General features: G+C 35.7%; 14 protein-coding genes. 10 read left to right on the top strand and 4 right to left on the bottom strand.

Annotated elements, in window-relative coordinates:
- From D569_RS0121710 to D569_RS23770, 7 genes are all read left to right on the top strand, one after another.
- Nucleotides 1–294: phage distal tail protein (locus D569_RS0121710; protein WP_026287431.1), on the top strand; the 294-nt coding region annotated here is incomplete at its 5' end.
- Between the two features lie 31 nt (nt 295–325).
- Nucleotides 326–4,651, top strand: coding sequence for a phage tail spike protein (locus D569_RS24965; RefSeq protein WP_018934549.1), 4,326 nt, complete (start codon nt 326–328; stop codon nt 4,649–4,651).
- Nucleotides 4,652–4,855 carry a hypothetical protein gene (locus D569_RS0121700; RefSeq protein WP_018934548.1) on the top strand — a complete coding sequence of 68 codons (204 nt, stop codon included), beginning with the start codon at nt 4,652–4,654 and terminating at the stop codon, nt 4,853–4,855. It begins immediately after the preceding gene.
- Nucleotides 4,855–5,067, top strand: a complete 213-nt coding sequence (locus D569_RS0121695) for a hypothetical protein (protein WP_018934547.1) — start codon at nt 4,855–4,857, stop codon at nt 5,065–5,067. The genes D569_RS0121700 and D569_RS0121695 overlap by 1 nt, the downstream gene beginning before the upstream one ends.
- A 38-nt stretch (nt 5,068–5,105) precedes the next feature.
- Nucleotides 5,106–5,303, top strand: a complete 198-nt coding sequence (locus tag D569_RS0121690) for a hypothetical protein (RefSeq protein WP_018934546.1) — start codon at nt 5,106–5,108, stop codon at nt 5,301–5,303.
- A gap of 85 nt (nt 5,304–5,388) precedes the next feature.
- Entirely contained in the window at nt 5,389–5,820 is a 432-nt protein-coding gene (locus tag D569_RS0121685; RefSeq protein ID WP_018934545.1) for a phage holin family protein, read from the top strand.
- Nucleotides 5,817–6,707: a peptidoglycan recognition protein family protein gene (locus D569_RS23770; RefSeq protein ID WP_245548536.1), complete on the top strand. Its 891-nt coding sequence runs from the start codon at nt 5,817–5,819 to the stop codon at nt 6,705–6,707. Before D569_RS0121685 ends, D569_RS23770 begins: the two co-directional genes overlap by 4 nt.
- Nucleotides 6,708–6,842: 135 nt before the next feature.
- Here D569_RS23770 and D569_RS0121675 read toward each other — a convergent pair whose 3' ends face one another.
- Both D569_RS0121675 and D569_RS0121670 read right to left on the bottom strand, forming a co-directional pair.
- Nucleotides 6,843–7,412, bottom strand: coding sequence for a hypothetical protein (locus D569_RS0121675; RefSeq protein ID WP_018934543.1), 570 nt, complete (start codon nt 7,410–7,412; stop codon nt 6,843–6,845).
- Entirely contained in the window at nt 7,405–7,824 is a 420-nt protein-coding gene (locus D569_RS0121670) for a hypothetical protein (RefSeq protein ID WP_018934542.1), read from the bottom strand. The genes D569_RS0121675 and D569_RS0121670 overlap by 8 nt, the downstream gene beginning before the upstream one ends.
- Nucleotides 7,825–8,344: 520 nt before the next feature.
- Here D569_RS0121670 and D569_RS0121665 point away from each other — a divergent pair.
- Nucleotides 8,345–9,346, top strand: coding sequence for a DUF3231 family protein (locus D569_RS0121665; RefSeq protein ID WP_018934541.1), 1,002 nt, complete (start codon nt 8,345–8,347; stop codon nt 9,344–9,346).
- Nucleotides 9,347–9,765: 419 nt separating this feature from the next.
- Here D569_RS0121665 and D569_RS0121660 read toward each other — a convergent pair whose 3' ends face one another.
- Both D569_RS0121660 and D569_RS0121655 read right to left on the bottom strand, forming a co-directional pair.
- Nucleotides 9,766–10,137 carry a YhjD family protein gene (locus tag D569_RS0121660; protein WP_018934540.1) on the bottom strand — a complete coding sequence of 124 codons (372 nt, stop codon included), beginning with the start codon at nt 10,135–10,137 and terminating at the stop codon, nt 9,766–9,768.
- Nucleotides 10,125–10,448, bottom strand: coding sequence for a YolD-like family protein (locus tag D569_RS0121655; protein WP_018934539.1), 324 nt, complete (start codon nt 10,446–10,448; stop codon nt 10,125–10,127). Before D569_RS0121655 ends, D569_RS0121660 begins: the two co-directional genes overlap by 13 nt.
- 143 nt (nt 10,449–10,591) lie before the next feature.
- Here D569_RS0121655 and D569_RS24530 point away from each other — a divergent pair, with 143 nt between their 5' ends.
- Both D569_RS24530 and D569_RS0121645 read left to right on the top strand, forming a co-directional pair.
- Nucleotides 10,592–10,765, top strand: coding sequence for a hypothetical protein (locus tag D569_RS24530; protein ID WP_018934538.1), 174 nt, complete (start codon nt 10,592–10,594; stop codon nt 10,763–10,765).
- Between the two features lie 206 nt (nt 10,766–10,971).
- Entirely contained in the window at nt 10,972–11,631 is a 660-nt protein-coding gene (locus D569_RS0121645; RefSeq protein WP_018934537.1) for a hypothetical protein, read from the top strand.
- Nucleotides 11,632–11,998 lie beyond the last annotated feature (367 nt).

Genomic DNA, 11,998 nt, shown 5'->3' with positions numbered 1-11,998 from the left:
TTTGTCGGGAAGTATCAAGACCGCCCAAGTCCGTCACGATTACGCATTAATAGCGTTGAGGTTTTTGCATTGCAAACAGTCACAGAAGATCAGACGCCAAATATCGCTCAACCTGGAGATATTATAACATTTGACCATACTAACAATGGGCAAGTTTATATAAATGGTGAAGTGTATGAGGATAATATGTTAGGAGTGGATTACTTCACTCTAAAAAAAGGTGAAAACCAGCTTGTGGTGCTTCCGAGTGATAGTCTCAATATTAGTGGAAGATACCGTGAACGATACTCATAATCCATGTCAAAGCAAGAAATGAGGTGAAAGGATGTCACAAGTATTTGTAGCAGATGGTAATAATTATGAAGCATTATCACATATAAGGTATCGAAATGTCATCTCCAATAGCCATAAGAAATCGCTTGAAGATGGTAGTGAAACGTTTGATTTTACCACACATGCTGATAAGCCTTATTCACCATATATAGAAGGAAATAACCGAATCATCATCCCTGGAGAGGATGGTGAATTTTTAGAGTTTATTATTTATGAAGTACAGGAAGATCGTATTGAAAGAGAATTGGAAGTATATAGCTTTGCTAGTTACGCGGAACTAAGAACAGCAAAAGTCATACCAGAACACACAACATCATCCTTAACAGTAGGACAACATGCAGGAATCGCACTAGATGGCACAGAATGGCAAATAGGAATTGTCGAAAGTGATGCAGTACGTAGTATTACATTCGAAAGCCGGACGCATCCTTACGGCTATTTAAAACGACTCGCATCTGTGTTTAATTTAGAATTACATTTCCGGATTGAACATGATAATGGAAAAATGATCGGAAGATATGCTGATCTATTAGAGCGCGTTGGTGAATGGCGCGGTAGACGTGTAGAGTTTGGTAAAGACTTATTAGGACTAAGACGTGTGGAAAATACAGATGAAATTGTAACAGCGTTAAATGTCATTGGTCCTGAAGACGAAAATGGTGATCGGCTAGAAGTTGTAGTCGAGGATGAAGAAGCTTTTCAGCGCTGGGCACGTAACGGTAAGCATATTATTAAAGATTATGAACCACAGTTTGAAATGGAAGAGAATGCTACTGAAGAGCGATTAATCGAACTGGGAGAGCAAGAGTTAGCCAAACGTGTTAAAGCGATTGTTACCTATGAAGGTACCATTGCAGATTTAGAAAAGGTACCAGGATTAGAACATAAAAAATTCCGATTTGGCGATACCATTCAGATTAAAGACACCAGTTATGAGCCTGCACTTTATTTAGATGCACGTATTTTTTTCCAAGATCGAGATATAAAAGATCAAGCGGAGAAACAGGTAAGGTTAGGTGATTTTACAGAATATACGCAAGAAGAAGTGGATGCTATATGGAAAAGCCTAGAGCAACAAATTAAAAACAAAATAAGCATGACCGATCTTACGGAAGTTACCTATACCAAACCTGAGATCGAAGAACGAGACAAACCTGGTAATGACGCTGCTAATAAAATTGAAACGGATGTAGGTTGGACAGAAGTAATTGAGACTGAACAAGGATCACAGGAAAAAGCAGATCAGGCAGAGGAAAATGCTAATAATCATACTGACCAAATAAAACAGGAAATTGATCAAGAACTCCTGGATAAAGCTGATCTAGAGTATGTAGATGGTCAATTACAATTTAAGGCTGATAGTGATGTTGTAGAAACAATTAACAATACAGTTAATGATCTTGAAAGTACAACAGATCAATTGTTAATTGATGTAGCCAATCATGCTGATGAATTACAAACTCAAGGCGGTCGTATTACAACAGTTGAGTATGACCTTGACGAAGTTGAAGGTCAGCTATCATTAGCAATTACCGATCTAGAATTATTAGAAAATGAAGTAAGTACACAAGGTACACAGATTAGTGCTAATGCTGAAGCTATTAGTTTTAAAGCTGAGGCAAGTGTGGTTGAAGGATTGCAAGATGAGTTTAATGCGCTCAGTATTGGTGGGAGAAATATACTCGAAAACACTAAAGAAATTATTTTAGAGCCAACGCAAACTTCTAGCAACTATCATCCTTTTTTCTTTCATAATGCCACTGAGCAAGGTAAAGAATATACATTCAGTAGTAATGTTGAGGTTACCGATGGAACAGTGGATGAAATAAATATTCGTGTAAGAAAATCGAACGGTGATTACAGTCAGTCATTTGTGATACCGATAATTGATGAAAGAATAGAGCACACGTATGTTGCAGATGTGGATGAAGGAAGGATATATGCGTATGCAGGTGTGGGTGGTTCTACTGAGGGAAATGGAGTTATATTTAGAGAAACAAAGCTAGAAAAAGGCAACAAAGCAACTGATTGGACACCAGCACCTGAAGATGTTGAAGCAGATATCAACGGAGTCGAAACAAGAGTCACTGATCTGTCAGCCGACTTAGATATTGTGGCAGGTCAAATCGAAGCTAAAGCGGAACGTAGTGCTCTTGAAAATCTAGAAGACGATGTTACTAGTATTAGTAATGAGGTAGGCAGTTTATCTGTAGCTTATGACGGTATTAGTGCTGATGTAAGTAGCTTGCAGACAACAACAAGTGATCATACATCAGATATTAGTGATTTAAACGCTCAGTTAGATATACAGGCAGGGCAGATTTCAAGTAAGGTAGATGCTACATTTGTAGAAGGTGCAATTGCTGATATTGAGGTTGGCGGAAGGAATCTAGCCTCTACATCGGCTTTATCCGATAGTTCCGCAGATAGAGATGGCTTTAAATACACTTTAACTAAAACATCGAGTTCGGGAAATCCAAATATTAGAATCTCTAGTGATATTTTTAATATTGGAGAAAGATATATATTGTCTTTTAAGATAAGGAAAATATCTGGAACAATAGTGAAATTAAATGGTCACTGTACTTGGTTTACTGATATAGCTGTTTATATTGATAGGAATAGAACATCTGGACACTGGAGTGGAGGTAACAATCCATATCCTGATGACAACGAGACACACAATGTCGAAGTACATTTAACGTATAGAGAACATCCAACAAGTGGTAATTCCAACCTATATATACAGCCAAATCGACCAGAGTATGATGATAACTTTGTTGCTGATATATGGGATATACAAGTGGAAAGGGGGAACAAAGCTACTGACTGGACACCTGCACCAGAGGACGTACAATCTGAAATCGATTCTGTTTATTCTTATGCTGAATCCGAGTTCAACCAATTGGCAGGTCAAATTGAATTAAAGGCAGATTCTGAATATGTAGATGATGTTGAGACAAGAGTAGCTAATGCAGAAGTTGATATTAATGGTTTAGAAGGTGAAATTGAATTAAGGGTAAAAGAATCTGTTTACAATGATGACATTTCAGATATTAATAGTGAAATTAATCAAAGAGCAAGGGAATATAATGTCGATATACCTATGTCATCATCTGATGATTATGTCATCTTATTATGTAGATCAGACCTAACTGGTCAAGAGAATTTTGTCATAGGTACTCTAAGTGGACGTAGAACATCTGGTCATTATAGTGTGGGCGAAGTAAAAGTTGTATTTAATAATAATACAGACGGTACTACACCATCAGGGTACTTCGAAGCAATTGATGTACAATACACAAATTCATGGACAATGGTTACTTGTGAATACGAAGGAAATGAGTATGTAGCATTAAGGCATCAACCGTCATCAACGTTTGGCATTTGGAATAACAGCCCTAAGTTTTATGGACAAATTGGTTCGAGTACGAGCAGCAATATGTTGGTGGGAATGAACACATCTGATGTCAGCAACGTTCAAGAGTTTGATTCAGTAGGTAATGTTAGCAGTCCCATATTAAGAGCAGAATCATCAATTACACAACTATCAAACCAAATCGAATTAAAAGTAGAAGAAAACGACGTACGCTCCATCTTTACGCAAGAAGCGGATTCTTTCACTTTTGAGGCTAGCCAAATCAACTTTGACGGTCATGTGTTTGGTGGGGATGCTACTTTTACAGGTACTATTGAAGGGGCGGTTATTGAGGGTTCTAGGTTTATATCTGACGGCTCAGAATCTCATGTTGAGATAAATGAAAATGGTGAAATCGTTGCAACAGGAAAAACTGCGACTGAGTCAGAAGGAACGGAGCTAACCGTGAGTGCAGGTCTTATCACATTTGAGTATGAAAAATCTCAAAGAAGTATGAGGTTAAACCATAGTGGTCTTCTTATGACTAATGAGCATGGAACGGTAAGATTGTTAGAGGTGGACGGCGATGGTGATTTTGTACAGGACGGCTTCAACGGCACGCAGAAGATTGTAAGTGTAGTCTCACAAGGAGAAAATGCTGATGGTCGTTGGATAAGATATTCAGACGGAAGGCAAGAAGTATGGTGCACTCCACAATCGACCACCACAACCATTTCAAGTGGTAACATTTATAGGTCAGATTCTCAATATATTGATTTTCCAATTAATTTTGATACAAGTTACCCCATTGCGGTAAATGTTAACGTTACGTCAACTACAAGATGGGGAGATATCACAGGTCCGCCTGATGCAGGGGGAGTAAACGTTAGGCAATACTCTTATTCAAGTTCAAGCTCTTATTTATCTGCGTATGTTTATGCGGTTGGGAGGTGGAGATAAATGAGCGAAGTTACTTATAGCTTTAAGGATGTTCAAAGCAAACTATCAGCTAAGATAGGTACACTGGAGGCTAGATTGGCAAATGAACAGACTGCAAAAGAAGCGATCCTAAAAAGAAAGAATGAATTAGAAGAAGAAGTTAAACGTCTGAAGAAAGAAAATGAACAGTTAAAGTCAGAATCTAAAAAAGGAGAGGATCAATAATGAACTTTGAAATCAGATCTGTACAAACCAAGTACAATGAAGGCGAAGCAACAAGTGTAAGAATATCGTATTCAGCCAAAAATGAAGACCGTAGTGTTAGTATTAGCGGCGTTTACGAATTAACTGCTGAAGAATTTAACCAAGATGGTTCCTTTGATACGCTTGAAGCAAAAGCACAAGAGCATTTACTGAATGAGATTGGCACCGAGTAAGGTGTATTTTTTATGTCTGAAAATAAGGAGTGTTCTGGATGATGTTTATCAGAAGGAAGACGTACGATAAAGTAATAGAAAAAATAGATGCACTTGAAGCTGAGATAGCAAATGGTTTGAAAGCAAATACAAATGAGGTTTTTGGTAGTGTTAAAAAGTGTGAATGCACAGAATGTAATGCTTACGAGCAGGATCGCCAAGAACGAGAAAAACGCTTTAGAAAATTATTTAGTTAAAGCATCTCAATCGAGGTGCTTTTTTAATACCCAAAAATAGATAGAAGGGGGTCACACTTATTATGAATAAGGAGATGAACAGAAGATGGGAGATGTTAATATCGAACACTTAGAAGCTGCAAGAATGTATCTTTTCGGAGATGTGAAGTTCTTGCATTTATTATTGTTGTTGATGGCATTGGACATTATAACAGGAGTATTTAAGGCAATTAAAAACGGTCGTTTGTGGTCACGCAAATCGCTCTTTGGATATGCTAGAAAATTATTAATCCTGATAGTAATCATCTTGGCTAACGTGGTAGATCAAATATTAGGTTTAAATGGTGCAGTCACTTATGCGACTGTGCTTTTTTATATTGCCAATGAAGGTTTAAGTATAATCGAAAATCTGGCTGAAGTAGGAGTGTTAGTGCCAGCTGGACTAGCTGAAAAATTGAAGTCTATTGATCAAGAAAATAGTAAGAGCATTTCTGAAGAAATAAGAGATGAGTTTAACGATAAAGAGGAGGGGAAATGATGGTAAACATTAAAAAATGGATTGTTCCAGATGATGTTGCTGCAAAAGTAACTTATGGCAATAACAACGGTAAGAAAACCGTTACCGTACATCAAACAGGCAATACTAATAAAGGCGCTGATGCGGTCGCTCATGCTAAAATTCAATTAAAGGGTAACCCTCGTGATGCGTCTTGGCATTATCAAGTAGATGATACGCAAGTTATTCAATCGTTTGAAGATGACGCGCAATGCTGGCATGCAACAGACGGTCGTGGTCCAGGTAATTTAGATTCCATTGCAGTTGAACTATGTATTAATTCAGATGGTGATTACCAAAAGACATTAGAAAACGGTGCTCAACTAGTGAAGCATTTATTAGATAAGCACAACCTATCTATTAGCGACGTTAAGCAGCACCATGACTGGTATCCTAAAAACTGTCCTGCTCAATTAAGAGCAGAAAAAGATGGTATATCATGGGATGACTTCTTAAGAATGGTGGAAGGTAAATCCATTGAAGCACCAGACACGAAAGTAAAAGCAGTGTCGACTAAGAAGTCAAAGAAAGCTAATTTAAAGATTGATGGCAAGTGGGGTAATGCTACAACAAGAGCATTGCAAGAATATCTAGATACAGTTGTAGATGGTATTATCAGTGACCAATTACGCAATGCAATAACAGAAGCTTTTTACGGATCCACTATTGATTTTGGCAACGGCCGTAAAGGCAGCTTAGTCATTAAAGCACTACAGAGCAAGATTGGTGCTAAGGTGGATGGTTTATTAGGACCTAATACGATTGGAAAATTACAGAAGTACTTGGGTACCGTTTACGATAAGAAATTGAGTAGGCCGTCACTTGTCGTTAAAGAGTTACAACGTCGTTTAAATGCAGGAACATTTTAAGTCGTAAATACAATACACTATCTATGTAGTTAACAAGAGCCCAGGTGTGGAAAGCCTGGGCTTGAATAATTGAGGTGGAACTATGCAATTTCTAAATGAAGACTTGTGAAAAAGATAAATAATTTTTATCGATCACTAAGAAATTATCAATGCGATTATTGATGCAACAACTACAGCGGATATGCCAATAATAGTAGCAATGTTAGACCATTTGTTAGTAGTCGCAATACTTTCATTATGCTTAGTTAGATTAGAAACTATTTCTTGTGTTTGTTGGAATTCTTGTATTAAATTTTGGAATTCCTGTTTGATATCAGACTTAAACTCTTTATTATCTTCTTTTATTTCATTTTTAAAATCTTTAGTATCATCTTTGATTTCGGTAATTAACTGATGAATGCGCTCTTCGCGTTCTTTGTTTTCTTGGTGGTATTTATCAAGAGAGCGTTCAAAGCGTTCTTCGCGTGCATTTATTTCTTCTCGGGTTCGACTTTCTCTTTCACGCATATCATCTTTTAACTCTTTGAAAAACGTATCAAAATTTTTGTTTTCCATATTATCACCTACCTCAAAGGATGATTTTTGATCTACATCTAATTCTATTTTATCATCTTGGTATGGAATATATCCACTTTCCAGTAAATCAATTTCATTAGGATCTGTTTCTGATAATATATGGTTGTCCAAATGTATTAAGTCACCCATTTTGATCACCTTTTTGAACATAAAAATAGCAAGATTTTTCTTCGTGCAAGTTATTGATTTGGAATAAAAAGCAATGAACGCCTTCTTCTTCAAAGGTAATGTTTTCGAGTCCTAAATTTAAAGTTATATGAACTGGTTCATTACTATTAAAGTCTTTGCTACCTTTAGGCTCAGGGAAAACGTCCATGAATTTTCCAGTGATTTTTTCGCCGGTGGGAGAATAAATAAAATATGCAAACTCATATTCTACACTATGTCTTAAATTGAATAATCCTACATTAACCACAAAAGTATCGGTATAAGGTAATTTAGGAGCTTCTAAGTGTGAAAAGGGTTCAACTAATACTAATTTATTACTATTTCTTTGTTTCATAGTCTCTTTTGCGAATACTATATGACCAATTTTCGGCATTTAAATTCCCCTTTATACAATGGTGTAATATACATACTTCTACACAACCCAACAAAATTCCTGCAAATAGATAAAAACTTTCGAATTTAGAAAAAAAGTTTCTAATATCGAACATTGCATTGTGTGACCGTCATCTAAAATGAAACAGTTTCTGCTGAAATAACTGACACACTTTACTGGAAATTATCTTCCCCTTTTTAAAGTGAAATGCAACCCCTAATAACAAGACATCTGTTAATCATAGTCCTGATTTTATACGGCAAAGGTGAATAACAAAGAGCCAAAGTATACATTTTTATGAATAAAATAATGTATATTTTAGCTCTTTGAAACATTTGTGTTCTTGAACTAACGCACCCCTTTAGTTTAATAGGGACATACCTCCAGTAAAACTTCTATAATTACCTAACCTTTTGAATATCTGAATTTATTTTCCATTTAATTAATTGATAAATATTATGAAATTTGTTGGGAACACTTCTACTAACTGACTACTTTATAAAAAGGATGATATAACCTTATGGAAAAGCCCCAAATCACTTCATCAGAAATGGCAATGCTTTGGACGCAATATGTGCAAAATAGTATGTCTGTCCAAATCCTGAAATATTTTAGGGAAACAGTAGAAGACAACGCTATTCGCTCTGTGGTTGAGCAGGCACTAGATGTTGCTGAAAGCGTCGTTAAAGATGTTGGACAAATATTTCAACTTGAGGAAATTCCTTTTCCAGATGGTTTTTCCGAGGAGGATGTAGACTTAAAATCTCCAAGATTATTTTCAGATGGCTTTATGTTATCTTTCATTGAAAATTTGGGTACAGCAGGAATGTTAGCTTGGAGTATTTCACAAGCAACCTCCACTCGTGATGATATTCGTTCACTCTTTACAACGTTTCTTGCTGAGAGTTCTAAACTATTTAATTTAACAGTTGACACTGGTTTATCGAAAGGGATATATATTAGACCCCCTTACTTATCAAAACCAGAAGAAATTGAGTATATTCAAGGGAAAAAATATCTGTTAAGTGGACTTATGCCTTCTAACAAAAGGACATTAAATTATATCGAAATCCTACATCTTTTCCAAAATATAAAAACAAATTCCGTTGGTGAAATGATATGTATTGCATTTGCCCAGACAACCAATTCCGAAGAAGTTATGGCTTTCATGCGACGAGGCAAAGAGATTTCTCGTAAACACATAAAAATATTCACAAAAATCCTATCAGGGTCAGATTTACATGCACCAACATCGTGGGATAACTGTGTAACTAACTCTACGACCCGAGTTTTCTCCGATAAGCTGATGATGTTTTTAATAAATGTATTAAGTGCAAGTGGTCAAGGGAACTATGCTACTGCCTCAACGGCTAGTATGAGATATGATTTAATAATTAATTATCAAAGGTTATCAGTTGAAATTGCCTTATACGCTAAGGATGGACTAGAAATTATGATAAGCAATAGATGGATAGAAGAACCACCACAAACACCTGATAGAGATGAATTATTTAAGCAATAATGTAAAACCCTCTGTATTCAATAAATATAGAGGGTTTTTTATTAAATATACTTTATTGCACAAACCTGCCTCGTTTGTTGAATAAGACTTTCTCCTTGGATATGCATAAAAATAATGCCATATACACTATTGTTGTATTTAATTATATACTAATTTGATGCCTACATAAATCCTTTCGACCCTATCCACTATATGAAAGACAGGTTTTAACTGGAAAGTATGTGTGTCATTTTATCAAGCAAAAACTGTTTCATCTTATTAAGCGGTCACAATTCTCCTCAATGCCCATCACTAATAAGTGGTGGGTTATCCATTTATATGGTATTATACTAATCAAGGGAGCAAACCTTCCTTCATTGTGTTCAGTCCTCATCATGTTTTAGTCCTATAACCCCAACGTAGTAACTAAGTGATGAGGACTAATTCACTGTCATTTCAACACCTTCCAACAACTCTTCCAATATCAACAAAACCTTCTTCCTTATAGCCGGATTAAAATAATTCCGTTTTTCCTCTTTGCGCTTAGCGTAAAAAGTGTACTCCGTAAACAAATCATCTTTTCCTGTCTGTAACACCTTTAAATGTTTCATATGCATTTGCTGCTTTAACTCACGTCTTTCCTCAATAGCTTTCTTCTCAATCGATTCCAGCAACTTAATATAAGGCTCGTTAATTTTAAAGATGGTGTTGCTGCGTAATGTATCTAAATCCTTCTGTATTACTTCTATGGCCATAGACAAGAACAAATAACGGCTTGCGATTTTGAATTCTTCTTCCGTTATATATCGCATAAAGACAACTCCATAACTTTATTTATCTCCAATAGATCAATACCATCTGAAGTATCTACATAAAGCGTAGTTCCTTTGATCTTATCGATAAAACCTTCAATAGTATGAAGCCTATGATTGTTCCAGTAAACTATATCTAATTTCTTTTTAAATTGTAGAGCTTCATTGATGGTGATCTGCATTTCATGATACTGATCTTCAGATAAAGTAGGCTTATCAATCTTCTGTTCTTCTTCGAAAATCTCATGCAGCATCTCCAGATGTTCAGGCATCATCATTGCAGTCCATTTCTTATTTCCTCGATCGATCATCAATATCACCTCACAACAAGAACGTTTGTTCTTATTATATATCCAATTATTAAGTTTATGCAAATTGTATTTTCTGGAAGGAATTTAACAGTTAGTGTCGAAAGTAATAGTATATATGTCATGCGTGAAGGGTGGTGGTCCCGTTGGATGAAAGTATCTTAAAAGAGTTAGCCAACATGCCAAAAGAACAACGAGAAGAAATCTTGCGTTTGATGAATGATGAAAAGTACAGACAAGAGAGAATTTTAGAGATGCTGGCTCAGTCAACGTTAGATGATGTTTTAAAGGATGTAATGATGAAGAAGATGCCTAAATAATAGGTGTCTTCTTCATTTTAATTAGTCTTTTTCGTACAAATCTTCCATACTGCATTCGTATAACTCAGCCAATTTTCTTGCGTCAGAATATCTTGGAGTCCATCAAAACGTGCTTGGTGATTTGACTAGAAAGACAGATTAATGGCTACCTTTACATAGGTAAAAAGTAACTGTATTATTATGGTATAAAGAGGGGAGAGGTTAGTGTGAAGAAATACATATTGTTTTTATTATTGTTGTTTGTTGTTGCTTGTTCTAATGATAATGTATCATCGAGTGAACAAGGAAAAGGCGATATTGAAAAAGAGGAAAAGAATGCACCGGCAAACAAGGATACCAGAACCGAAGAAGAAATTGAACGAGAAGGAAGACTGGCTGAAGTAGGAGATATAGCTGAAGATGAACTTGGTAAAGTTGAATTGCTTAATATAGCCAATATCAATGAAGTAATAGAGCATGGACCTTTAGAAATAGACTTTGTTAATGCGAAAATCATAAAATGGTCTGATATGCCAAGTGATATCTTGAATGAAGTATCTCGTTTTGGAGATGTTACTGATGGGGAATTTGATTATCTTCAAATTAAAATGATTGTAGAAAATACTAGCGATGAGGATATTAGCTGGTATGGAATAGATAATCTTGTTACAGATAAAAAACAACAAATAGATGGAGTGAGTGAAGAGTTTTTAGGAAATTATGTTGATAGTGATTATTTAGGTAACGTAAAAAAAGAATATGTGCTTGGTTATATATTAAATGATTCTGACATTAAGGATTTAAGGATTGTTTTTTCGTACGTAGATGAATTGAATACTTATGAAAGAATAGCGGAAAAATTAGATTATGAATTAAATTTTGAATAAATTAAGCACCTACCGAATAAGTAGGTGCTAACCTTTTATATTAACAGTTCGTCCATTATGAAAACACCCACGAGTTCACCCACGAAACACCCACGGATTTAGAAAATAATTGATTTCATTTGATAGAGCAAATATTTTTAAGGTTGATTTATCAATCATTTGATATGATTTTAACGAGTTTCTTCCTATTAAAATGTAGTCCGTACGCAAGTTCACCCTTGGGAAAGAGAACAATATATCCAAGCATATTAATAACTATAAACCCTTGGCACTTTGAACTGACCCAGTAAAACGGGACAAGAAAAAACACCTATGCTGCCATAGTCCTGAATTCAACAGGACTGTGGCAGTTTAGTTTTGTAAACGG

The sequence above is a fragment of the Gracilibacillus lacisalsi DSM 19029 genome (assembly GCF_000377765.1).
Classification (GTDB): Bacteria; Bacillota; Bacilli; order Bacillales; family Amphibacillaceae; genus Gracilibacillus; species Gracilibacillus lacisalsi.
The sequence above is the reverse complement of the archived record's forward strand: the minus strand, read 5'-3'. Positions and strand labels throughout refer to the sequence as shown.